Origin of the sequence: Pseudomonas oleovorans subsp. oleovorans (assembly GCF_002197815.1) — a bacterium.
GTDB classification, from domain to species: domain Bacteria; phylum Pseudomonadota; class Gammaproteobacteria; order Pseudomonadales; family Pseudomonadaceae; genus Aquipseudomonas; species Aquipseudomonas oleovorans.
On sequence record NZ_NIUB01000001.1, the window covers coordinates 101585 to 126233 of the forward strand.

At 62.1% G+C, this 24649-nt stretch carries 21 protein-coding genes; 19 read left to right on the plus strand and 2 right to left on the minus strand.

From position 1 onward, the window contains the following. Positions 1-232 precede the first annotated feature (232 nt). The 15 genes from benA to pcaQ all read left to right on the plus strand — a co-directional run bounded on the left by benA (position 233) and on the right by pcaQ (position 15809). The gene (benA, locus tag PSOLE_RS00475) at positions 233-1597 is read left to right on the plus strand and encodes a benzoate 1,2-dioxygenase large subunit (RefSeq protein ID WP_084344049.1); all 1365 of its coding nucleotides are present in this window, start codon (positions 233-235) and stop codon (positions 1595-1597) included. Next, the gene (gene benB / locus PSOLE_RS00480) at positions 1594-2082 is read left to right on the plus strand and encodes a benzoate 1,2-dioxygenase small subunit (protein WP_084344044.1); all 489 of its coding nucleotides are present in this window, start codon (positions 1594-1596) and stop codon (positions 2080-2082) included. Before benA ends, benB begins: the two co-directional genes overlap by 4 nt. A 10-nt stretch (positions 2083-2092) precedes the next feature. Continuing rightward, positions 2093-3103: a benzoate 1,2-dioxygenase electron transfer component BenC gene (gene benC / locus PSOLE_RS00485; RefSeq protein WP_084344043.1), complete on the plus strand. Its 1011-nt coding sequence runs from the start codon at positions 2093-2095 to the stop codon at positions 3101-3103. Positions 3104-3164: 61 nt separating this feature from the next. Continuing rightward, a complete protein-coding gene (locus PSOLE_RS00490; RefSeq protein ID WP_084344042.1) occupies positions 3165-3944 on the plus strand; it encodes a 1,6-dihydroxycyclohexa-2,4-diene-1-carboxylate dehydrogenase in 780 nt (259 codons plus the stop codon). Between the two features lie 106 nt (positions 3945-4050). Then, the gene (locus tag PSOLE_RS00495; protein WP_084344041.1) at positions 4051-5394 is read left to right on the plus strand and encodes an MFS transporter; all 1344 of its coding nucleotides are present in this window, start codon (positions 4051-4053) and stop codon (positions 5392-5394) included. Positions 5395-5422: 28 nt separating this feature from the next. Then, entirely contained in the window at positions 5423-6544 is a 1122-nt protein-coding gene (locus PSOLE_RS00500) for a muconate cycloisomerase family protein (RefSeq protein WP_084344040.1), read from the plus strand. Positions 6545-6559: 15 nt separating this feature from the next. Next, positions 6560-6850 carry a muconolactone Delta-isomerase gene (gene catC / locus PSOLE_RS00505; RefSeq protein ID WP_084344039.1) on the plus strand — a complete coding sequence of 97 codons (291 nt, stop codon included), beginning with the start codon at positions 6560-6562 and terminating at the stop codon, positions 6848-6850. 71 nt (positions 6851-6921) lie between these two features. Next, a complete protein-coding gene (gene catA, locus PSOLE_RS00510) occupies positions 6922-7860 on the plus strand; it encodes a catechol 1,2-dioxygenase (RefSeq protein ID WP_084344038.1) in 939 nt (312 codons plus the stop codon). Positions 7861-8062: 202 nt separating this feature from the next. Next, on the plus strand, positions 8063-9301 hold the full coding sequence (locus PSOLE_RS00515; protein ID WP_084344037.1) for a benzoate/H(+) symporter BenE family transporter: 1239 nt from the start codon (positions 8063-8065) through the stop codon (positions 9299-9301). Between the two features lie 125 nt (positions 9302-9426). After that, positions 9427-10725 (plus strand): OprD family porin, encoded by a 1299-nt coding sequence (locus PSOLE_RS00520; RefSeq protein WP_084344036.1) that lies wholly within the window; start codon positions 9427-9429, stop codon positions 10723-10725. Positions 10726-10914: 189 nt separating this feature from the next. Next, entirely contained in the window at positions 10915-11766 is an 852-nt protein-coding gene (locus PSOLE_RS00525) for a CoA transferase subunit A (RefSeq protein WP_084344035.1), read from the plus strand. Beyond that, positions 11766-12548 (plus strand): CoA-transferase subunit beta, encoded by a 783-nt coding sequence (locus PSOLE_RS00530; RefSeq protein ID WP_084344034.1) that lies wholly within the window; start codon positions 11766-11768, stop codon positions 12546-12548. Before PSOLE_RS00525 ends, PSOLE_RS00530 begins: the two co-directional genes overlap by 1 nt. After that, positions 12545-13750, plus strand: a complete 1206-nt coding sequence (pcaF, locus tag PSOLE_RS00535; protein WP_084344033.1) for a 3-oxoadipyl-CoA thiolase — start codon at positions 12545-12547, stop codon at positions 13748-13750. The genes PSOLE_RS00530 and pcaF overlap by 4 nt, the downstream gene beginning before the upstream one ends. Before the next feature lie 159 nt (positions 13751-13909). Then, positions 13910-14698, plus strand: coding sequence for a 3-oxoadipate enol-lactonase (gene pcaD / locus PSOLE_RS00540; protein ID WP_084344032.1), 789 nt, complete (start codon positions 13910-13912; stop codon positions 14696-14698). A gap of 184 nt (positions 14699-14882) precedes the next feature. After that, entirely contained in the window at positions 14883-15809 is a 927-nt protein-coding gene (pcaQ, locus tag PSOLE_RS00545; RefSeq protein ID WP_084344031.1) for a pca operon transcription factor PcaQ, read from the plus strand. Positions 15810-16005: 196 nt separating this feature from the next. On the opposite strand, the gene pobA is transcribed toward pcaQ, so the two are convergent. After that, complete coding sequence (gene pobA, locus PSOLE_RS00550; RefSeq protein ID WP_084344030.1) at positions 16006-17193, minus strand: 4-hydroxybenzoate 3-monooxygenase; 1188 nt, start codon at positions 17191-17193, stop codon at positions 16006-16008. 188 nt (positions 17194-17381) lie between these two features. Here pobA and PSOLE_RS00555 point away from each other — a divergent pair, with 188 nt between their 5' ends. From PSOLE_RS00555 to PSOLE_RS00565, 3 genes are all read left to right on the plus strand, one after another. Further along, positions 17382-18272, plus strand: a complete 891-nt coding sequence (locus PSOLE_RS00555; protein ID WP_084344029.1) for a helix-turn-helix domain-containing protein — start codon at positions 17382-17384, stop codon at positions 18270-18272. Between the two features lie 364 nt (positions 18273-18636). Further along, positions 18637-19746, plus strand: coding sequence for an NAD(P)-dependent alcohol dehydrogenase (locus tag PSOLE_RS00560; protein ID WP_084344028.1), 1110 nt, complete (start codon positions 18637-18639; stop codon positions 19744-19746). Between the two features lie 313 nt (positions 19747-20059). Next, the gene (locus PSOLE_RS00565) at positions 20060-20857 is read left to right on the plus strand and encodes a SphA family protein (RefSeq protein WP_088339283.1); all 798 of its coding nucleotides are present in this window, start codon (positions 20060-20062) and stop codon (positions 20855-20857) included. A gap of 35 nt (positions 20858-20892) precedes the next feature. On the opposite strand, the gene PSOLE_RS00570 is transcribed toward PSOLE_RS00565, so the two are convergent. Next, positions 20893-22659 carry a sigma-54-dependent Fis family transcriptional regulator gene (locus tag PSOLE_RS00570; protein WP_244597285.1) on the minus strand — a complete coding sequence of 589 codons (1767 nt, stop codon included), beginning with the start codon at positions 22657-22659 and terminating at the stop codon, positions 20893-20895. Between the two features lie 468 nt (positions 22660-23127). Between PSOLE_RS00570 and pchA the strand changes: the two genes are divergently transcribed. Then, positions 23128-24603 carry a 4-hydroxybenzaldehyde dehydrogenase gene (pchA, locus tag PSOLE_RS00575; RefSeq protein ID WP_084344026.1) on the plus strand — a complete coding sequence of 492 codons (1476 nt, stop codon included), beginning with the start codon at positions 23128-23130 and terminating at the stop codon, positions 24601-24603. Positions 24604-24649: the final 46 nt, after the last annotated feature.

Genomic DNA, 24649 nt, shown 5'->3' on the forward strand with positions numbered 1-24649 from the left:
GCTAACTCGCGGCTAGATCCGGCTTAGCCAATTTTTCATTCCAGCATGAAGCCCGCCTGCTGCCGTTCGTTTCGGCCCCGGCGGGCTTTTTTCCGTGTTATTTCCGCGCGGTTTAGCCCACGGGCGCATTTGCAAAAAATGGATAGCGATGCTGCGCAAAGTGGATATTGGAGCCGGAGTCACGGAGATAGCCTTGGTCCTGCCTTGAACAATAACAATGGAGGCCCCGGCCATGTCCCTGGGAATCGACTACCTTGGTTCGCTGCTTGAAGAAGACAAAGAGAAGGGCATCTTTCGCTGCAAGCGCGAGATGTTCACGAATCCCCAGCTGTTCGATCTGGAGATGAAGCACATCTTCGAGGGCAACTGGATTTATCTTGCCCATGAGAGCCAGATTCCTGAGAAGAACGACTACTACACCACCCAGATGGGTCGTCAGCCGATCTTCATTGCGCGCAATAAAGACGGCGAGCTGAATGCCTTCATCAATGCCTGCAGCCATCGCGGCGCCACGCTGTGCCGCTTCAAGAGTGGCAACAAGGCCACCTATACCTGCCCCTTCCATGGCTGGACCTTCAACAACTCCGGCAAGCTGCTCAAGGTCAAGGACCCCAAGGAAGCCGGCTACCCGGACAGCTTTGACTGCGACGGCTCCCACGACCTGAAGAAGGTCGCCCGCTTCGAGTCCTATCGCGGCTTTCTGTTCGGCAGCCTGCGTGAAGATGTCGCCCCGCTGGAAGAGTTCCTGGGAGAGTCGAGAAAGATCATCGACATGGTGGTCGATCAGTCGCCTGATGGGATCGAAGTCTTGCGCGGCTCCTCGACCTACGTCTACGAAGGCAACTGGAAACTGCAGGCCGAAAACGGCGCCGACGGCTATCACGTCACCGCCGTTCACTGGAACTACGCGGCTACCCAGCAACAGCGCAAGCTCAAGGACGCGGGCGACGACATCCGCGCCATGAGCGCCGGTGGCTGGGGCAAGAAAGGCGGCGGCTTCTATTCCTTCGAGAACGGCCATTTGCTGCTCTGGACCCGCTGGGACAACCCAGAAGATCGCCCGCTCTATGCCCGTCGCAACGAGCTGATCGCCGAGCACGGTCAGGCCCGTGCCGATTGGATGATCGAACATTCACGCAACCTTTGCCTGTACCCGAACCTGTACCTGATGGACCAGTTTGGCTCGCAGCTGCGCATCGCCAAGCCGCTTTCGGTGGACAAGACCGAAGTGACCATCTACTGCATCGCGCCCAAGGGCGAATGCGCCGAAGCGCGCGCCCGCCGCATCCGTCAATACGAAGATTTCTTCAATGCCAGCGGCATGGCCACGCCGGATGACCTGGAAGAATTCCGCGCCTGCCAGCAGGGCTTCGCCGCCCAGGCGATGGAGTGGAACGACATGTCCCGTGGTGCCAAGCACTGGATCGACGGTGCTGACGAGAGCGCCAGGGGCATCGGCCTGCACCCGCTGATGAGCGGCGCACGCACCGAGGATGAAGGCCTGTTCGTGCTGCAGCATCACTACTGGCAGCAGGAAATGATGAAAGCCGCCCAAGGTGAACAGGATCAACTGATTCACGTGGAGGGTGCGCAATGAGCATGTCCTACGAAGCCGCGCGTGATTTTCTCTACCGCGAAGCACGCTACCTGGATGACAAGGACTGGGACAGCTGGCTGGAGTTGTATGCGAGCGATGCCACCTTCTGGATGCCGGCCTGGGATGACCGCGACCAGCTCACCGAAGACCCGCAGCAGGAAATCTCGCTGATCTGGTACGGCAATCGCAGCGGCCTTGAAGACCGGGTCTTCCGCATCCGTACCGAACGCTCCAGCGCGACCATTCCCGATACCCGCACCTCGCACAACATCAGCAACCTGGAGATGATCGAGCAGGGAGAGGGCTTCTGCACGCTGCGCTTCAACTGGCACACCATGAGTTTCCGCTACAAGACGGTCGATCACTACTACGGCACCAGTTTCTACACCCTCGATGTGCGCGGCGAAAGCCCACTGATCAAGGCCAAGAAGGTGGTGCTGAAGAACGACTACATCCGCCATTTGATCGATGTGTACCACGTGTGAAGGCCCGACCATGACTCACCAGATTGCATTGAATTTCGAAGACGGAATCACCCGCTTCATCGAAGCGAATCCTGGCGAAACTGTCGCCGATGCCGCCTATCGCCAAGGCATCAACATCCCGCTGGATTGCCGCGACGGCGCATGCGGGGCCTGCAAGTGCTTTGCCGAAGCGGGCAGGTATGACCTGGGCGATGAGTATATTGAGGACGCGCTAAGCGAAGACGAGGCCGAACAGGGCTACGTGCTGACCTGCCAGATGCGTGCCGAGAGCGACTGTGTGGTTCGCGTGCCGGCCTCATCCCAAGTATGTAAAACCGAGCAGGCCTGCTACGAGGCGGCCATCAGCCAGGTGCGCCAGCTGTCGGCAAGCACCATCGCGCTGTCGATCAAGGGCGATTCGCTGACCCGGCTGGCCTTCCTTCCCGGACAGTACGTCAACCTCAAGGTGCCGGGCAGCGACCAGACCCGCGCCTACTCGTTCAGCTCGATGCCCCGCGATGGCGAAGTGAGCTTTCTGATTCGCAACGTGCCGGGTGGGCTGATGAGCAGCTTTCTTACCGGCCTGGCGAAATGCGGCGACAGCCTGACCCTGGTTGGCCCGTTGGGCAGTTTCTACCTGCGCGACATCAAGCGCCCGTTGCTGTTGCTGGCCGGTGGCACGGGTCTGGCGCCTTTTACCGCCATGCTGGAAAAGATTGCCGAGCAGGGCAGCGCGCATCCTCTGCACCTGATCTACGGGGTGACCCACGATCACGACCTGGTGGAACTGGACAAACTCGAGGCGTTTGCCGCACGTATTCCCAATTTCACCTACAGCGCCTGCGTGGCCAGCCCCGATAGCCAGTACCCACTCAAGGGCTATGTCACCCAGCACATCGAACCCAGGCACCTCAACGATGGCGAGGTGGACGTCTACCTGTGCGGTCCGCCGCCGATGGTCGAGGCGGTCAGCCAGTTCATCCGTGAACAAGGTCTGCAGCCGGCGAATTTCTACTACGAAAAATTTGCCGCCAGTGCCTAAGGGCGGACACAGCCCGATCTTGGGGTTTGTGCGCCGCTTCGACCACATTGAGGACAGGTAGATGAACAAGCGTTTCGAAAACAAGGTCGCGGTGATCACCGGGGCTGCCCAGGGCATCGGCCGTCGCGTTGCCGAGCGCATGGGGGAAGAGGGCGGCCGCCTGGTGCTGGTCGATCGCTCCGAGCTGGTCCACGAACTGGCGGATGAGCTGGGGGCCAAGGGTGTCGAGGTGCTCACCCTGACCGCCGATCTGGAGCAGTTTGCCGACTGCCACCGCGTGATGGCTATGGCGAAGGAGCGTTTCGGTCGCCTCGACATCCTCGTCAATAACGTCGGCGGCACCATCTGGGCCAAGCCGTTCGAGCATTACCTGGAACATGAGATCGAAGCCGAAGTGCGCCGCTCGCTGTTTCCCACGCTGTGGTGCTGTCATGCCGCGTTGCCGCACATGCTGGTTCAGGGCGCGGGTGCCATCGTCAACGTTTCCTCGATTGCGACCCGCAGTGTCAATCGCGTGCCCTACGGCGCGGCCAAAGGCGGAGTGAATGCGCTGACCGCCTGCCTCGCGTTCGAGAACGCCCAGCGCGGCATTCGCGTCAACGCCACGGCACCCGGCGGCACCGAAGCACCGCCGCGGCGCATTCCGCGCAACGGTGCCGAGCAGAGCGAGCAAGAGAAGTTGTGGTACCAGCAGATCGTCGAGCAGACCGTGGATTCAACGCTGATGAAACGCTACGGAACCATCGACGAGCAGGCTGGCGCGATCCTGTTCCTGGCGTCCGACGAGGCCAGTTACATCACCGGCGTGACTTTGCCAGTGGGGGGCGGTGATCTCGGCTAACCGCCAACGCCGGCCCCGACCGGACAAGCACTACGCAAGAAACCGCCGCGCGCTGAATGGCTTGCTGCGGCGAATCCTGACTACAAAAACAATAGAGATTCTTGCCATGCGAAAAGTAGATGTTCACGACATCATCGATAACGCCCGCTTCAGCCAGTTCCACTGGCTGGTCATGTGCCTCTGTGCACTGCTGCTGATTTTCGACGGCTATGACCTGTTCATCTACGGCGTGGTCCTGCCGGTCATCATGCAGGAGTGGGGCCTGACCCCGCTGCAAGCCGGCGCGCTGGGCAGTTACGCGCTGTTCGGCATGATGTTCGGCGCCCTGGTCTTCGGCACCTTGGCCGACCGCATCGGCCGCAAGAAAGGCATCGCCATCTGCTTCCTGCTGTTCAGCGTGGCGACCGTGCTCAACGGCTTTGCCAGTTCACCGACGGAATTCGGCATCTTCCGTTTCCTTGCCGGTCTCGGCTGCGGTGGCCTGATGCCTAACGTCGTTGCGCTGATGAACGAATACGCGCCGAAAAAACTGCGCAGCACCCTGGTGGCGATCATGTTCAGCGGTTATTCGCTGGGCGGCATGTTCTCCGCCGGGCTGGGCATCTACATGTTGCCGCGCTTTGGCTGGGAAGCGATGTTCTTCGCCGCCGCCGTACCGTTGTTGTTGCTGCCGGTGGTCCTCTGGAAGTTGCCGGAGTCGGTGGGTTTTCTGGTGCGCCAAGGCCGTACCGAACAGGCTCGCACGCTCCTCAAGCGTATCGATCCGAGCCGTGAGCTCAACGCCGGCGACGAACTGGTGATGACCGAAGTGAAGGGCAAGAGCGCGTCGGTGCTGGAGCTGTTTCGCCAGGGCCGCGGGGTTCGCACCCTGTCGATCTGGGTGGCGTTCTTCTGCTGTCTGCTGATGGTTTACGCGCTGGGTTCCTGGCTGCCGAAGCTGATGGCCAACGCCGGCTACAGCCTGGGATCGAGCCTGTCCTTCCTGCTGGCGCTGAATTTCGGCGGCATGTTTGGCGCGATTCTCGGCGGCTGGCTGGGTGATCGCTTCAATCTAGCCAAGGTGGTGGTGGTGTTCTTCGCCCTGGCGGCGGTGTCCATCGCCTTGCTGGGCATCAAGACGCCGATGCCGGTGCTCTATGCGCTGATCACCATCGCCGGGGCGACCACCATCGGTACGCAGATTCTGCTCTACGCCAGCGCCGCGCAGTTCTACGGCCTGTCGATCCGCTCCACCGGCCTTGGCTGGGCGTCCGGCATCGGCCGCAACGGCGCCATCGTCGGTCCGCTGCTGGGCGGGGCGCTGATGGGCATCAACCTGCCGCTGCAACTGAACTTCATGGCCTTTGCCATTCCGGGCGTGATCGCCGCGCTGGCCATGGCCATCTTCGCCGTCTCCGGCCAGCGCAGCAGCACCCTCGCACCAGCCGGTCTGTCGGCGGCGAAAGCCTGATCACTGAACCAGAACTCGGGGAACCGATATGCGCCACACCCTGATCGAAAGCATCGAAGCCGTCATCGTCGATCTGCCGACCATCCGCCCGCACAAGCTGGCCATGCACACGATGCAGAAGCAGACGCTGGTGATCATCCGCGTGCGTTGCAGCGATGACATTGAAGGTATCGGCGAATCCACCACCATTGGTGGCCTGGCCTACGGCAATGAAAGCCCGGAGAGCATCAAGACCAACATCGACAGCCATCTTGCGCCCCTGTTGATTGGCCAGGAGGCGAGCAATATCAACGCCGCCATGCTGCGCCTGGACCAGGCCGCCAAGGGCAACACCTTCGCCAAGTCCGGCCTGGAAAGCGCGCTGCTCGATGCCCAGGGCAAGCGCCTCGGGCTGCCGGCCAGCGAGCTGCTTGGCGGACGTGTGCGCGACAGCCTGGAAGTGGCTTGGACCCTGGCCTCAGGCGACACCGCCAAGGACATCGCCGAAGCCGAGCAGATGCTCGATATCCGCCGCCACCGCATCTTCAAGCTGAAGATCGGTGCCAACGAGGTGAGCGCGGACCTCAAGCACGTCATCGCCATCAAGAAAGCCCTGGGGGATCGCGCCAGCGTGCGCGTCGATGTCAATCAGTACTGGGATGAATCCCAGGCGATCCGCGCCTGTCAGGTGCTGGGCGACAACGGCATCGACCTGATCGAACAGCCCATCGCGCGCATCAACCGCGCCGGCCAGGTGCGCCTGAATCAGCGCAGTCCGGTGCCGATCATGGCCGATGAATCCATCGAGAGCGTGGCAGACGCCTTCAGCCTCGCGGCGGACGGTGCTGCCAGTGTCTTCGCCCTGAAGATCGCCAAGAACGGTGGTCCGCGCGCCGTGCTGCGCACTGCGCAGATCGCCGAGGCGGCCGGCATCGCGCTGTATGGCGGCACCATGCTGGAAGGCGCCATCGGCACCCTGGCCTCGGCCCATGCCTTCGTCACCCTGAACGCGCTGACCTGGGGCACTGAGCTGTTCGGCCCGCTGCTGCTCACCGAAGAAATCGTCACCGAGGCGCCGGTCTACCGCGACTTCCAGCTGGAAGTGCCGCGCACGCCGGGCCTTGGTCTGACCCTCGATGAAGAGCGCCTGGCGTTCTTCCGCCGCAGCTGACAGGAGGTTTCGCACATGCTGTTCCACGTAAAGATGACCGTAAAACTGCCGGTGGACATGGACCCGGCCAAGGCCGCCAGGCTCAAGGCCGATGAGAAGGAACTGGCCCAGGGCCTGATGCGCGAAGGCACTTGGCGTCACCTGTGGCGCATCGCCGGCCAGTACGCCAACTACAGCGTGTTCGATGTGCCCAGCGTGCAGGCGCTACACGACACCCTGATGCGGCTGCCGCTGTTTCCCTACATGGACATCGAAGTCAACCCGCTGTGCCGCCATCCGTCCTCGATTCGCGATGACGACAGTTGATGTGTGTTCCAGGCCGGGCATGCCCGGCCAATTAACCCCGCGACAACAATTACAACAATGAGGCCTGAGCCATGACTGTAAAAATCTCCCACTCCGAGCACATCCAAAACTTCTTCAAGGAAGCCAGCGGTTTCAAGAATGACAACGGCAGCAGCCGTCTGAAGACGGTGATCAACCGCATTCTGGTGGACAGCGCAAAGCTTATCGAAGACCTGGAAATCACCCAGGACGAATTCTGGAAGGCGGTGGATTACCTCAATCGTCTCGGTGGCCGTAACGAGGCGGGCCTGCTGGTGGCTGGCCTGGGACTGGAGCATTACCTCGACCTGCTGCAGGACGCCAAGGACGAACGGGACGGCCTGGTTGGCGGCACTCCGCGCACCATCGAAGGCCCGCTGTATGTCGCCGGCGCACCGATCACCGAGGGCGAGGCGCGCATGGATGACGGCAGCGAAGACGGCGTCGCCACGGTGATGTTCCTGCAGGGCCAGGTCACCGACGCCGATGGCAAGCCGGTTGCGGGGGCCACTGTCGATCTCTGGCACGCCAACACCCAGGGCAACTATTCCTACTTCGACAAGAGCCAGTCTGAGTACAACCTGCGCCGCCGCATTATCACCGACGCCGAAGGTCGCTATCGCGCCCGCAGCATCGTGCCGTCCGGCTACGGTTGCGACCCGCAGGGCCCGACCCAGGAATGCCTCGACCTGCTCGGTCGCCATGGCCAGCGTCCGGCGCATATCCACTTCTTCATTTCCGCGCCGGGCCATCGTCACCTGACCACGCAGATCAACCTGGCCGGTGACCAGTACCTGTGGGACGACTTTGCCTACGCGACCCGTGATGGTCTGGTCGGCGACATTCGTTTCATCGAGGATGCCGAGGCCGCCCGTGCGCGCGGTGTGCAGGGGCGTTTCGCCGAGGTGGACTTTGACTTCCAGCTGCAAACAGCAGTGGCGCCGTCGGCGGAACAGCGCAGCAACCGTCCGCGCGCCCTGCAGGAGGCCTGATCCCCAGGCGATTTTCGCTGATCAACAAGGAGGATGGTAAAGCGCCATCCACCCTACACAAGCGCCAGGCTTCGTAGGGTGGATGACGCTCTTTTCATCCACCACCTTCACCGGCTCCGTTCCACCGTTCCACCGCGTCACCTCTACAACAAGAGCGATCCGGGCACCGCCACGGATGGCCAGGCCTGACTTGCGAGGCACTATGAAAGCGCTACTGAAGGACTGCTCGGTCTCCGCTGTGGTTGCCGGTTTCATTGCGACGGTGATTTCCTACGCCGGTCCTCTGGTGATCATTTTCCAGGCAGCCAAGGCTGCTGACCTACCCCATGACGTGCTGTCGTCCTGGGTATGGACCATTTCCATCGGTAGCGGGGTGCTCGGCATCGTGCTGAGCCTGCGCTACAAGGTGCCGATCGTGATTGCCTGGTCGGCGCCCGGTTCGGCGCTGCTGGTTACCCTGTTGCCGGGTATCAGCCTCAATGAAGTGGTAGGCGCCTATCTGGTGTCCAGCCTGATCATTCTGCTGGTCGGCTTGTCCGGCGCCTTCGACCGGCTGATCGGCAAGCTGCCGGCGGCGATCTCCGCCGCGATGCTGGCCGGCATTCTGTTTCGCTTCGGCACCGATCTGTTCGTGTCGATGCAAGAACAGCCCTGGCTGGTGCTGACCATGCTGGCGACCTACCTGATCTTCAAGCGGCTGTCGCCACGTTATACGGTCCTCGCCGTACTGGTGGTGGGCGTGCTGAGCACATTGGGCGCCGGCGAATTGCGCAGCGAGGCGCTGATGATCGGTCTGACCACGCCGGTATGGATCAGCCCCGAATTCAGTTGGCAGGTGATCCTCAACGTGGCTTTGCCGCTGGTGGTGGTGGCGCTGACCGGGCAGTTCGTGCCGGGCATGGTCGTGCTGCGCAGCGCGGGCTACCCGACGCCGGTCAGCCCGTTGATCAGCAGCAGTGCCCTGGGCTCGCTGCTGCTGGCGCCGTTCTTCTGTCACGGGCTGAACCTGGCCGCCATCACCGCCGCCATCTGTACCGGTAAGGAAGCCCACGAAGACCCGGCCCGGCGTTATGTCGCCGGTGTGGTGGGCGGTGTGTTTTACCTGGTGTTGGGTATTTTCGGCGCGACTCTGGTGTCGTTCTTTACCGCATTTCCCGCCGCGCTGATCGCCGCACTGGCCGGTCTGGCCCTGCTGGCGGCGATCGGTGGCGCGCTGGCCGGCGCGATGTCGGCAGCGGCTGATCGCGAGGCCGCTTTGATCACCTTCCTGGTCACCGCGTCGGGCATGTCGTTTCTCGGCCTGTCCGCCGCGTTCTGGGGGCTGGTGTTTGGCATCGGCGCACATCTGCTGCTGACGGCCCGGCGCTCCGCGCTGCCGGTTACGGTTGCGCCACAGGTTGCCAAGGCGAGCGGGGAGTGCCGGGCAAATACTCCCGCCTGAACGACACACGGCTCGACAAGAGGTAGGGATGGGCGCGCGGGTAGCGCTGCAGCAGCACGTGAGGCGGCCGGTTCCAGGACGGGCCGAGACGGACAAGCTTTCCAATAAAAACAATGAGCGGACCCATGAAGCACAACAAGAATCTGAAAACAGTGACAGGGCTGGCCGTGGCCACGGTAGCGGCGGGGGTCGCGGGCATCGCCCAGGCTCGGCAAGGCGGGCTCGTCGAAGACACCACGGCGACCCTGCAGGCGCGCAATTATTATTTCAGCCGGGATTTTTCCGACATCGTTGGCGCGAGCCGGCAGTCGAAGGCCGAGGAGTGGGCGCAGGGCTTTATCCTCAAGGTGAACTCGGGCTATACCCCGGGGCCGGTCGGCTTTGGTGTCGATGTGCTCGGCCAGTTGGGCATCAAGCTCGACAGCAGTCCCGATCGCGTCAACACCGGCTTGCTTCCCACCCACGGCGATGGCAGGGCTGCGGATGACTATGGCCGGATCGGCGCGGCGCTGAAAATGCGCCTGTCGGAAACCGAATTGAAGGTCGGCGAACTGACGCCCAACCTGCCGGTGCTGACCTTCAGCGACATTCGGCTGCTGCCGCCGACCTACCAGGGCGCCAGCCTCGTTTCCCAGGAGATACCCGGGCTGATCCTGCAGGCCGGCCAGTTCCGCTCCGGCAGTCTGCTCAACGAGGCTGGCGACGGGCCGATGCGCGCCAAGCTCGGCCATGTGCCGCGGCTGGGCGGCAATGCCGAGACCGACCGCTTCAACTATGCCGGTGCCGACTACGCCTTCAACGACACGCGCACCTCGCTGGGTGCCTGGTATGCGCAGCTGGAGGATATCTACAATCAGCGCTTTTACAGCCTCAAGCACAGCGAGCCGGTGGGCAACTGGGTACTGGGCGCCAGCCTCGGCTTCTACGATTCGAAGGAGGATGGGAAACAACTGCTGGGCGACATCGACAACCAGGCGGCGTTTGCGCTGCTCTCCGTTCGCCATGGTGGGCACACTCTGTACGTCGGCTACCAGGCGATGTTTGGCGACGATGCCTTCCCGCGCGTGTTCAACAACGTCACGCCACTGGGCAACGAGGTGCCGACGTTCGAGTTCGCCAGCGCCGACGAGCGTTCCTGGCAGCTGCGTTATGACTACAACTTCGCCGGGCTCGGCGTGCCGGGCCTGGTGGCCGGGGTGCGCTATATCCAGGGCGACAACGTTGACGCGCAGGCCACCAATCGCGGCGGCCCGCGTTATGAGGGCAAGGAGTGGGAGCGCGACCTGGACCTGGGCTACGAGGTGCAGAATGGCGCGCTCAGGGGGCTCGGCGTGCGCGTGCGCAATGCCGTCGCGCGCTCCAATTACCGCACCGACATCAACGAGAACCGCCTGATCTTCAATTACACCTGGACGCTGCTGTAACCGCCGTACGGCCTGCCGCGCGTTAGCCGGCAGGCCTGCGAGACTTTAAGGTGCAGGCCCGGGGAAAAGTTACAATTGTGTTCGATTATCGAACGCTGAGGCGGTAATCGAATTGTTCTGGCCCGCCGGGCGGCGTACTGTTTGGTCCATCGGATGCCCTGCATCCCTGACTCAACACGAGATACCGACATGGCTGAAATCATCCCCCTGAGCGAAGCGATCCAGCGCTTCGTCAATGACGGCGACAGCATCGCCCTCGAAGGCTTCACCCACCTGATCCCGACTGCGGCCTCTCATGAAATCATTCGTCAGGGCAAGCAGGATCTGACCCTGATCCGCATGACGCCCGACCTGGTGTATGACCTGTTGATCGGCTCTGGTTGCGCGAAAAAACTGATTTTCTCCTGGGGTGGCAACCCCGGCGTCGGCTCCCTGCACCGCATGCGTGATGCCGTCGAAAAACAGTGGCCCAAGCCGCTGGAAATCGAGGAACACAGCCACGCCGACCTGGCCAACGCCTACGTCGCCGGCGCCTCGGGCCTGCCGTTCGCCGTGCTGCGCGCCTACGCCGGCTCGGACCTGCCCAAGGTCAACCCGCTGATCAAGACCGTCACCTGCCCGTTCACCGGTGAAGTGCTGGCCGCCGTACCCAGCGTGCGCCCGGACGTGACTGTGATCCACGCGCAGAAGGCCGACCGCAAGGGCAACGTGCTGATTCAGGGCATCCTCGGCGTGCAGAAGGAAGCCGCCCTGGCCGCCAAGCGCTGCATTGTAACCGTGGAAGAGATCGTCGATGACCTCCAGGCGCCGATGAACGCCTGCGTGCTGCCAACCTGGGCGCTGACCGCCGTCTGCGAAGTGCCGGGCGGTGCCCATCCGTCCTATGCCCATGGTTACTATGAGCGCGACAATGCCTTCTACAAGGCGTGGGACCCGATCGCCCGTGACCGTGAAGCGTTCCTTGCCTGGATCGACCGCTACATTCGTGGTACCGCCGATTTCACCGAGTTCAAGGCCAAATTGGCCCAGGAGGCCAAGTAATGAGCGCCTACAACACCAATGAAATGATGACCGTGGCCGCAGCCCGCCGGCTGGGCAACACCGACGTGACCTTCGTCGGCATCGGCCTGCCGTCCAAGGCGGCCAACCTGGCGCGCCTGACCCATGCGCCGGACGTGACCCTGATCTACGAATCCGGCCCCATCGGCGCCAAGCCGACCGTGCTGCCGCTGTCTATCGGCGACGGCGAACTGGCCGAAACCGCCGACACCGTGGTGCCCACCGGGGAAATCTTCCGCTACTGGCTGCAGGGCGGGCGCATCGACGTCGGCTTCCTCGGCGCCGCCCAGGTGGACAAGTTCGGCAACATCAACACCACGGTGATCGGTGATTACCACAACCCGAAAGTGCGCCTGCCAGGCGCCGGTGGCGCGCCGGAAATCGCCGGCTCGGCCAAGCGGGTGTTCATCATCCTCAAGCAGGGTCACCGCACCTTCGTCGACAAGCTGGCGTTCATCACCTCGGTTGGCCACGGTGAGGGCGGTGACCATCGCCAGCGTCTGGGCCTGCCGGGTGCCGGTCCGGTGGCGATCATCACCGACCTGTGCATCATGGAGCCGGAAGCCGGCAGCAAGGAATTCATCGTCACCTCGATTCACCCGGGCGTGACCCGCGAGCAGATCATCGAAGCCACCGGCTGGCCGATCCGTTTCGCCGAACAGGTGGTGGAAACCGAGGCGCCGACCCAGGTTGAGCTGGACGCCCTGCGTGCCTTGGAAGAGCGCACCGCCATTGCCCACGGGCAGACCGGAGGTGACGAATGAGCCGCGACGTCTTTATCTGCGACGCCGTTCGCACGCCCATCGGCCGTTTTGGCGGCGCCCTGTCTGCCGTGCGTGCCGACGACCTGGCTGCGATCCCGCTTAAGGCTCTGCTGGAGCGCAATCCTCAGCTGGACCCGGCGGCCATCGACGAAGTGTTCATGGGCAGCGCCAACCAGGCTGGCGAAGACAACCGCAACGTGGCGCGCATGGCGCTGCTGCTGGCGGGCATTCCCGACAGCGTGCCAGGCGTGACCCTCAACCGTCTCTGCGCTTCGGGCCTGGATGCGGTGGGCAGCGCGTTTCGTGCCATTGCCTGCGGCGAGATGGAACTGGCGATTGCCGGTGGCGTCGAGTCGATGTCCCGCGCGCCCTATGTCATGGGCAAGGCCGAGACTGCCTTCGGCCGCACGCAGAAGATCGAAGACACCACCATCGGCTGGCGCTTCGTGAACCCGAAAATGAAGGAGCTGCATGGCGTGGATGCCATGCCGCAGACCGCCGACAACGTCGCCGACGATTTCGGCATCAACCGCGCCGATCAGGACGCCTTTGCCCTGCGCAGCCAGCAAAAAGCCGGCCGTGCACAGGCAGGAGGGTTCTTTGCCGAAGAAATCGTCCCGGTGGTGATCAAGACCCGTAAAGGCGAGACCGTCGTCGACACCGACGAACACCCGCGCCCGGACACCACCGCCGAAGCGCTGGCCAAGCTCAAGCCGGTCAATGGCCCGGACAAGACCGTCACCGCCGGCAACGCCTCGGGCGTCAACGATGGCGCGGCGGCCATGATCCTCGCCTCCCGCGAGGCCGTGGAAAAATACGGCCTGACCCCCCGCGCCAAGGTGCTGGGCATGGCCAGTGCCGGTGTCGCGCCGCGCATCATGGGCTACGGCCCGGTGCCGGCGGTGCGCAAGCTGCTGGCTCGCCTGGATATCGGCATTGAGCAGTTCGACGTGATCGAGCTGAACGAGGCGTTCGCTGCCCAAGGCCTGGCCTGCATGCGCGACCTCGGCCTGGCCGACGACGCGGCGGCGGTCAACCCCAACGGCGGGGCGATTGCCCTGGGCCATCCGCTGGGCATGAGTGGCGCGCGTCTGGTGCTGACGGCTGTGCATCAGCTGGAAAAATCCGGCGGCAAGCTGGGGCTGGCTACCATGTGCATTGGTGTCGGCCAGGGGCTGGCGCTGGCGCTGGAACGCGTCTGATGGGTAGAGCCGCTCGCCCGTTCGCGAGCAGGCTCTTAAAGTGACTGAAAACCCAGTGTGGGGCTGACTTTATGTCGGCAGTGCAGGCTTCACATCAGCCGATGTGAAATCGGCCCCACCCAGACGGCTTTTGCCGCCGTGATCTTTCGAGGAATTCCTATGCCTTCCCTACAGCTTGCCGATGGCGAACTGAATTACCGCATTGATGGTCCCGACACTGCACCGGTGCTGGTGCTGTCCAACTCCCTGGGCACTGACCTGGGCATGTGGGATACGCAGATTCCCGCGCTGGCCCAGTCCTTCCGTGTCGTACGTTATGACACCCGTGGTCACGGCGCCTCGCTGGTCACCGCAGGGCCTTACAGCATCGCGCAGCTGGGCGCTGATGTGCTGGCCCTGCTGGATGCGCTGAACATCGACAAGGCCGCGTTTTGTGGCCTGTCCATGGGCGGTCTGATTGGCCAGTGGCTGGGCATCAACGCGCCCGAGCGTTTCACTCACCTGGTGCTGTGCAACACCGCGGCGAAAATCGGCAATGCCGAGGGCTGGAATTCGCGCATCGACACTGTCAACGCCGGTGGCCAGCAGGCCATGCGCGACCTGCGCGATGCGTCCATCGCCCGCTGGTTCACGCCGGAGTTCGCGGCGGCCCAGCCGCAGGCAGCCGACCGCGTGGTGTCCATGTTGGCGTCCACCAGCCCGGCAGGCTACGCGGCCAATTGCGCCGCCGTGCGCGATGGCGATTTCCGCGAGCAGCTGGGGGCGATCCAGGCCAAGACCCTGATCGTCTGCGGCACCGAGGATGCGGTGACGACACCGGCAGACGGTCGCTTCATGCAGGAGCGCATTCGCGGCGCCGAGCAGGTGGAGTTCCATGCCGCCCACCTGTCCAACGTCGAAGCCGGTGATGCGTTCACCCAGGCGCTGCTGGATTTCCTCAAGCGCTGATCGATCACAAGGCCTCGGTGTCCCTGTAGGGCGCCGGGGCCTTGTTGCGCCTGCTGGTTTTTCCGAGCGCCCTGTTTTTTCTCCCGGCGCTTTCCCGATGGCGTCACAATCGCATTGTCGATCAGCCAGGCGAGCGCCTATGGTGCGCCTTTCCCTTTCAGATCACCCATGACTCCCGTCCGCCATGACACTCGATAATCGCATCAAGCTTCGCCACCTGACCTGCTTTCTGGAGATTGCTCGCCAGGGGAGTCTGGCCCGCGCGGCGTCGGTGCTGGCCATCAGCCCGCCGGCCGTGTCCAAGACGCTGAGTGAGCTGGAAGAGTATCTGGGCGCCTCGCTGTGCGAGCGCAGCAAGAGCGGGGTTGTGCTGACGCGCGCGGGGCAATCCTTCCTGCGCTATGCCGGGGTCAGCATGCAGGCGCTGCGCGAGGGCGTGCGCAGCCTGGGCAACGGTGCCCATGAAGCTGCCAGTGTGCGTCTCGGTGCGCTCAGTACGGTGGAAAGCGCGTTTCTGCCAGAGGTGGTGCATCGACTGCATGCGCAGCATGAAGCGCTGCAGGTCAGCGTAATCGGCGGGCCCAGCGCTCATCTGCTCGGGCTGTTGCGGGTCGGCGAGCTGGACCTGGTGGTCGGGCGGATGACCGAAAGCCCGTTGATTGAAGGGCTGGCATTCGAACACCTCTATCATGAGCCGCTGATCCTCGTGGTGCGCCCGGAGCATCCGCTGCTTGGCGCTCCCGTGCAGGCCCAGGTGCTGGAGCAATACCCGGTGGTGCTGCCGCAGGCGGACACCACTATCCGTCGCGATGCGGAAAGCCTGTACGTGCAATGTGGCGCCAGCCTGCCGCAACAGCGGCTGGAGACCCTGTCCATCGCCCTCAGTCGTCGTTATGTGCTGCTCAGCGATGCGGTCTGGGTCGCGCCGCGTGACGCGGTGCTGCTGGATCTGGAGCGGGGCGAGGTGGTGGAGCTGGACCTGGGCTTCAAGGAGCCCGGCGGATCGCTCGGCATTTGCAGCAACCCGACGCGAACACCTTCGGTGGGAACGCAATGGTGCATCGAGCAACTGCGCGAAGTGGCGGAAGAGTTTCGCGTACGCCTGGGCTAGTCGCCGCCTTTTCATTAAGCACGCTATAGGGTGGGCAACCGCAGTCCGTTGTCCACCTGGTGCCGCCGATGGGCGGATGTGAAAAGCGCCCACGACCCGAAGCCGATGCTCGGCAACGGTTCTTGGAGCGAATTGTCAAGCCCCAAAAACGACTCCGCCTGCCGGAAGGGCAGGCGGAGTCGCTTACAGGATCTGCTTAGACGATCTCTTCGTAGGGCAGGCCCACGTAGTTCTCGGCAATGGTCACCAGGCCCGCGTGGGAGTTGAGGTAGTACTCGCGGTCGGCTTGCTGCATCTTCTGATCCCAGGCGTCCTTGTGGTCGCCGAAATCATGCAGCAGGTTGGTCATGAACCAGCTGAAGCGTTCACCCTTCCAGACCCGGCGCAGGGCCAGCTCGGAGTATTTTTCCAGCAGGTCGGTGCGGCCTTCCTTGTAGACCTTGACCAGGATGCGGTACAGGTAGCACACGTCCGAAGCGGCCAGGTTGAGACCCTTGGCGCCGGTGGGCGGCACAATGTGTGCGGCGTCGCCGACCAGGAACAGCTTGCCGTACTGCATGGGCTCGACCACCAGGCTGCGCAGCGGAGCGATGCTCTTCTCCAGCGACGGGCCAGTCACCATTCGCTCGCCCAGGGATTGCGGCAGACGCGCCTTGAGTTCGTCCCAGAAGCGCTCATCGGACCAATCTTCAACCTTGTCGGTCAGCGGCACCTGGAGGTAGTAACGGCTGCGGGTCAGCGAGCGCTGGCTGCAGAGGACGAAACCGCGGTCATGGTGCGCATAGATCAGCTCATCGTGCACGGGCGGAGTGTCGGACAGCAGGCCCAGCCAGCCGAACGGATACACGCGCTCGTACTCGGTCAGCAGCTCGCTGGGAATGCTTTTGCGCGAGACACCGTGGAATCCGTCGCAGCCGGCAATGTAGTCACAGTCGAGGCGATGGGTCTGGCCATCCTTCTCGTAGGTGACATAGGGCTTTTCACCCTTCATGTCATGGGGCTGAACGTTTTCTGCACCATAGATGGTGACAGCTCCGCTGGCGGCGCGGGCTTCCATCAGGTCGCGGGTGACTTCGGTCTGGCCATAGACCATCACGGTCTTGCCACCGGTGAGTTCCTTGAGGTTGACGCGGACGCGCTTGCCGCCAACCAGCAATTCGACGCCGTCATGAACCAGGCCTTCGGCATCCATGCGCGCGGACACGCCGGCCTCGCGCATCATGTCCACGGTACCTTGCTCCAGCACGCCGGCACGGATGCGGGCCAGGACATAGTCAGGGGTCTGGCGTTCGAGAATGACGGCCTCGATGCCTGCCTTGTGCAGCAGTTGACCCAGCAGAAGACCCGACGGTCCGGCACCGATGATAGCTACCTGAGTTTTCATTGTATTTAGTCCCGAAAAAGCCGCGCTCTCAGGGAGGCAGCTGGGGTTGAAAAAAATCTCCCCTGTATTTTTCCTAAATACGCCGTCACAATAAGGTAATAATCCTCTGGATCATTGCACTTTCGAACACATCGTTCGATTAACGGACGCTTTCTCAAGGCCCATAACACAAACTTTGTGGAACACCTATGCAACCTCTGGATAGTCCCACGGTCCCCGTTTTCAAGCTGTACGGAGAGCAGCAAATATGGCCAACGCCCGACTTGCTGCATTGCGAACTGATCCCCAGGCGAAGCAGCCTCTACCAATGGGAAATTCAACCCCATCGCCATGCGGATCTCTTTCAACTCTTCTACATCCAGCGAGGAAATTCGCAAGTCGAGATTGAAGGCAAGCGTCACGACATCGAGCGGGCCTCACTCCAGGTGGTACCGCCACTGTGCGTACATGGTTTTCAGTTCCCTGAGGATATTGAAGGCTATGTACTGACGCTGGCGGCACCGCTGGTCGCACGATTCGAGGCGGAACTGGGGCCGCACCTGAGCGGAGCGGACTGTTATCCGGTCGGCGAAGACTCACGCCTGTACATCGACACCCTGTTTGCGGCGCTGCTGGAGGAATACGAAGGCAGCAAACCGTTCCGGGACACATTGTTGCAGTCGATGGTGAGCACTTTGTTGATTTGGATCTGTCGGCGCCGGCAACGACTGGGCGCTACCAGTGGCACGGAGCGCAGTCGCGAGTATCTGGTCGGTTTCATCAAGCTCGTGGAGCGGCATTACCGCGAGCACCTGTCCGTGGAGGACTATGCTCACCGTGTAGGGGTTTCCAGTACCTATCTGAATAACCTGTGCCGGCAGCTGATCGGGCAGAGCGCACTGCAGGTGATCCATCAGCGGCTGCTGCTGGAGGCCAAGCGGGATCTGATTTATACCGGCATGACCATCAGCCAGCTCTCCGACAATCTGGGGTTCAGCGACCCGACCTACTTTTCGCGCTTCTTCAAGCGTCTAAGCGGCCTGTCGCCCAATGCCTACCGCTCAAAAACCAGCGAGAACGGCACTGCTGAACCCCACTGATACGCGTGGCAGAGCGTTCTGCCTGTAGGTTCGCCAGGGTTAAGCCATTGAATCGAGAAAGATTATTTTTCGATTTCGCTACGAAATTCAAATGGATGCGGCTAATCTCGGCGACCGCAAAGTTGAGTGCAGCACCTGACCATTCCGGTAAGGTGCCGGCTTATGTCCTATTCGCGGCGGCGAAACGCTACGAAATAGTGTGCTCAGAGGGCCATCCCCTCGATGACTTCGGAAATCGCCGGCACCTCCTGGATCAAGGCAACGATTCCTGTACGGAATGGGTCGGTTGCGATTCTGTCCAACGCAGAGACGATTTGCCTGGGCAATGTTTTTTTCGAGTAGCTTATAAGCTAAGGAGACACAGATGAAGATTCGCGCGCTAGTGGTCGAGGCGAAAGATGCACCTTTCAAACTCGAGGAGATCGAGCTTGGGGAACCTGGACGTGGTGAAGTGCGTCTCCGTATCGTGGCCTCCGGGGTTTGCCATACCGATGCCATCACCCGGGCCGGTGACATGCCGATGCCGTTCCCGAGCGTGCTCGGCCATGAGGGGTCCGGCGTTGTTGACGCGGTAGGACCCGGCGTGACCACACTTGTTCCCGGCGACAAGGTGATCATTGGCTGGCCCTCCTGCGGCGAATGCCGCAATTGCTTGGATGGTCAGCCGCGCTATTGCCTGCATACCGGCGATGCCCTGGTGTCGGGCCGCCGTTTCAAGGGCGAGCTCAAAGGTACTTCCGCCTATTCGCGCAACGGCCAGGAAATCAACGGCCACTTCTTCGGCCAATCCTCGTTCGCCACGCACTCTATCGTGTCAGCCGACGCGCTGGTCAAGGTGCCCGACGAAGTGCCGCTCGAACTGCTTGGCCCATTGGCCTGCGGCCTGGCCACAGGCGCCGGCGCGGTTCTGAACGAAGCCCGCCCCAAGCTGGGCGACTCGATTCTGGTCGTTGGCGTAGGCGCCGTAGGCCTTGCTGCCATCATGGCGGCTCGCAATTCGGGGGTGACCAAGATCATCGCCGCCGATGTGCACGACAACCGTTTGGAAATGGCTCTTGAGTTCGGCGCGACTCACACCATCAACTCGCGCACCGGCGATCTGGTTGAGGAAGTCAAAAAGATCACCGGCTCGACGGTGGACTACGCCTTCGACTGCACCGGCGTCATCAAGGTGATCGAGACCATGGCGCAGACGGTGGGCATGCTCGGCACCTTGGTGCTGATCGGTGGCGCACCCGCCGGCGCCTCCTTCTCCCTGGATCATCTCTCCACGTTGTGGGGCAAGCGCGTCATTGGCGTGCTGGGCGGGGGCGGGCGTTCCGGTCAGTTGATCGGCTCGCTGGTCGAGCTCTACAAGCAGGGGCGCTTCCCGTTTGACCGCCTGGTGACCTATTACGAGCTCGATCAGATCGAGCAGGCGCTGGAAGATTCCAGAACCGGCAAGGTCATCAAGCCCATCCTGCGCATGTTCTAAAAAGCGCGCAGGCGCAAGTAAAACCGGCAGGGATGCCAGCGATAACAGCTGTCAGCGGACGGTGTTGCACGCCGCCGCTGACGCTGATCGTTTGGTTTGTAAGCTGAAAGATTGCGATTAATAAACATAAAAAAATCAGGTTTGCCAGTTTGCGCAGACCGCATTGCCACCCACCAGGCTGACATCCATGAAAATGTTTTCCCCTGGCCTTCGTGCCCCCCTCCCGTGTCTGAAAAAACTCGTTCTCGCCACCGCCCTGGGTGGCTGCATCGCCACAACGCAGGCCACCGAAAACGGTGGCTCATCCTGGCCGATGGGTATCGAAAACTACCAGATGGGCATCCTGCCGCCGCCAGGCGTCTATGGCCAGCTGTACGCCAGTAACTATACGGCGAATGAATTGCGCGACAATTCCGGCGACAAGATCCCGGTGAGTTTCGATCTGCGGGTCTCCACGCTGGTGCCGCGCCTCATCTGGGTGACCGACCAGCAGGTGCTGGGCGGCACGCTGGGTTTTCACGCGCTGATTCCGCTCAATGAGATCCGCCTCAATACCAATGGCCTGCGGGACCACAAGCGCGGCTTGGGCGATGCGCACATGGGGCCGGTGATCGGTTATCACCACAGTGACAAGTTGCACACCGCCTTCGGTGTGGACGTGATTCTGCCTACTGCAACCGAGTACGACAAAGACGACCTGGTGAACCTGGGCACCAACTTCGTCACCCTCCAGGCCATTTATGCGCTGACCTACCTGGACCCGGCGGGGCTGAATGTCGATATGCGTCTGATGCACGAATACAACTTCAAAAACCCCGATACGGACTACAAGTCCGGCCGTGAGCTGCACGCCGATTACGCCGTGGGCTGGGGGCTGGGCAATGGCTGGGTGGTCGGGGTGGGCGGCTACGTCTACAAGCAGATCAGTGACGACAAGCTTGATGACCATCGCGTGGCCGACAATCGCGGACGGGCCTTTGCCATCGGCCCGTCGGTGCAATACACCAGTTCCGCCGGCTGGTCACTGAGTGGTAAATGGCAGGATGAAATGGGTGTGCGCAACCGCGCCGACGGTGGCGCCTACTGGCTCAAGTTCAGCTTTGCGCTGTAACGCCAGGTGACACGGCTGAGCCGGGAATCCCCGGCTCAACGCCCCTTGAGTCGATAGCTCACCTGGGAGCGGCTCATGCCAAGGCTTTGCGCTGCGGCGGTGATATTGCCGTTGCAGCGCTCCACGGCCAGGCGGATCAGCATCAGCTCCATTTCCCCCAGATTGATGCCCAGCTTGCTTCGTTCTCCAGTCACGAATGCCTGCAGTTTCTGGAAGGCGGTTTCCGCATGGCTGGCAGAATGTGTTGGCTCTGCCGAGGTGGAGCTTTCCTCAATGAGGGGGGCGGCTACGGGCTGGCTGGCCGCTTCAAGTCTGCCATCACGAGTAAGCCCCTGTGGCGCGGTGAACGACTCGCCCTTGCCCAGCGAGATGTGCTGCAGGTCCAGCGCATCACCCGCATTGGCGGTGATGACCGCGCGTTCGATGAGGTTCTGCAGCTCACGAATATTGCCCGGAAATCCATAGGTGAGCAGGGTGTTGGCCAGGCGTGTACTCACACCCGCGACCGGGCATTCATACTTGTGACAAAAGTGGCGCAGGAAATGATTGGTCAGCAGGGGGATGTCTTCGCGCCGCTCGCGCAGGGGCGGCAAATGAATGGGGAACACATTCAGGCGATAAAACAGGTCTTCGCGAAAGCGGCCGGCCGTCACTTCGGCGCGCAGGTCGGCATTGGTGGCGGCAATGATGCGCACGTCGACCGGAGTGGGCTGGTTACCGCCGACCCGCTCAATTTCCCCTTCCTGCAAGGCGCGCAGAATCTTGCTCTGGGCGCTCAGGCTGAGCGTGCCGATCTCATCAAGAAACAGGGTGCCGCCATTGGCCCGCTCGAAGCGGCCCGGGCGTGAGCGATCGGCCCCGGTAAAGGCACCACGTTCCACGCCGAACAGTTCGGATTCCACCAGGTTTTCCGGCAGCGTGGCGCAGTTGAGCGCTACCCAGGGTTTGTCGTGTCGGCGGCTCGCCTGGTGCAGGGTGCGCGCGAAGAGCTCCTTGCCGACCCCCGATTCCCCGGTCAGCAGCACGGTTGCCCGGGTCGGCGCCACTTTCTCCAGCAGTCGACGGGCGGTCTGGAAGGCGGGAGACACGCCGACCATGGGCGAATGCTCCAGCGCGGTTTCGCGGGTTTCATAATAATACAGCGGCCCGTCTGCCAGGCTTGAGGTGTAGGAGGGCTGTGCCTGTGAAGAAAAAAGGTCATCTTCATGCGCTTCCCAGCGCTCCGCAGGCTTGCCGATGACTCTGCAAGCCGCATGTCCCGTGGCGCGACATTCCACTTCGCGAAAAACGATCGGGTGACCGGTGAGCGTCGAGGCGTAGCCACTGGCATAACCAACGCCCATCCAGCAGGCGGAGTCATCGCCCACACCGTGCCTGCTGATGTGCTCATCGTCCTCCAGCGAGGCGTGCCAGAGAAATTCCGAATAGAAATGTCCAACGCTGGTGTCGATCTCGAAGCGCACCGCCTCGACATTCACCATGCCCCCCAGCATGTGCAGGTGTGGGCCGGCTGAGTACAGGGCTGAGTGATTGCCTTCCGGCCATCGGCTCATGACTTTCTGCGCATCGCGGGCACCGGCATCCCGGCCCAACCGGGTCAGCAGGTCGCGGGCTTTGGCTATCCCAAGGGCGGCGATCAGTTCGTGGCGCATGGCGGTGTAGGAGGCGTGCTGCATCAGCATCATGCGCTGGCCGCATAGCCACACGGAGCCATCCTGCGGCGTAAAGACCACGGTTTGTGCCAGGTGTTCGGCGCTGGGGATGCCGCTGGGTCGCAGAGTATCCGTGGGATTCACCACCATATGCAGTTTGCCGGCAAAAGGAGTGTCGCCTGATGTTGCTAGGGAGCCTTTCATTGATTTGCCTTCGCGGAGAGGGCCGCAGTATGTCGACGGGCGCATTCGTGGGTAAGAGCCTCGCCTGAAAGTGTTCGATAATCGCACGAAATTGCTTGTTAAAGTGCGGGAATTTAACGGATTCGCAGTATTCTCTTAAGATATTTCGCGCATCCAGGATTCGATAGCGAAAGATGATCGATCCGATAACTTTTGTAAGTTGATGATTTGCAAAGAAAAAATTATTCTTTGTGCGTTTTGGTATGTATTTTGATGAAGGATTTTTGACAGCTACAACAAAGCGCTAGTGGGATGCGTACGCCATTCTAAGGATTGGTGTGCCAGTCACGAGCACAAAAAGTGTCGCCAGTCGGACAGCCGATACCCATTGGCGCTACCTACTACTGTTTATTTGAGATGCGTAGGAGAAACTTCATGTCTCAGCGCCTTGCTGCCTATGAGAATTTGAATCTGCAACCGATCGCCGGTGAGTGGCGTGCCGGTAAATCTGGGCGGGATCTTGATGTCCTGAACCCATTCACCCAGCAGAGCTTGCTGAAGATTGCTCTGGCCAATCGTGAAGATCTGGATGAAGCCTACCGCAGCGCCCGCGAGGCGCAGGCCGCCTGGGCCGCGTGCGGGCCCTCCGAGCGTGCGCAGGTCATGCTCAACGCCGTGCGTATCTTCGATGAGCGCCGCGACGAGATCATCGACTGGATCATCAACGAGTCGGGAAGCACCCGCATCAAGGCTCAGATCGAGTGGGGCGCTGCGCGTGCCATCACCCAGGAATCCGCCAGCCTGCCGAGCCGCGTCCATGGCCGTATCCTGGCCTCCGATGTGCCGGGCAAGGAAAGCCGTGTTTACCGCGAGCCGCTGGGTGTGATCGGCATCATCAGCCCGTGGAACTTCCCGTTGCATCTGACCGCTCGTTCACTGTCTCCGGCCCTGGCGCTGGGCAACGCGTGCGTGATCAAGCCGGCCAGCGACACCCCGGTTACCGGCGGCCTGCTGCTGGCGCGCATTTTTGAAGAAGCGGGCCTGCCCAAGGGCGTGCTCAGCGTCGTGGTCGGCTCCGGCAGCGAAATTGGCGATGCTTTCGTCGAGCACGAAGTGCCCGGCTTCATTTCATTCACCGGTTCGACCCAGGTCGGTCGCAACATCGGCCGTATTGCTGCCGGCGGCGAGCACCTCAAGCATGTGGCGCTGGAACTGGGTGGCAACAGCCCCTTCGTGGTATTGGCCGACGCCGACCTCGATCAGGCGGTAAACGCCGCGGTAGTAGGCAAGTTCCTGCACCAGGGGCAGATCTGCATGGCGATCAACCGCATCATCGTTGAAGACGCCGTGTACGATGACTTCGTCAGCCGCTACGCCGAGCGCGTCAAGTCGCTGCCCTACGGTGACCCGAGCAAGCCGGAAACCGTGGTGGGCCCGGTCATCAATGCCAAGCAACTGGCCGGTCTGCAGGAAAAGATCGAAACCGCCAAGTCCGAAGGCGCGCGTGTCATGGTGTCCGGCGAGGCCCAGGGCAACGTGATGCCGCCCCATGTGTTCGCCGACGTGACGGCTGACATGGAAATCGCCCGGGAAGAAATCTTCGGTCCGCTGGTCGGCATTCAGCGCGCCCGCGACGAGGCACATGCCCTCGAGCTGGCCAACAGCAGCGAGTACGGCCTGTCCAGCGCCGTGTTCACTTCCAGCCTGGAGCGTGGCGTGCAGTTCGCCCGTCGCATCCGTGCGGGCATGACCCACATCAACGACATTCCGGTCAACGATGAACCCAACGCACCCTTTGGCGGTGAGAAGAACTCGGGCCTGGGCCGTTTCAACGGCGACTGGGCGATCGAGGAATTCACTACCGATCACTGGATCACCGTGCAGCACGCCCCGCGTCGCTACCCGTTCTGAGTTGACGGCTTATCTAACCGTCAACCCACTTTATAGAAATTGGAGT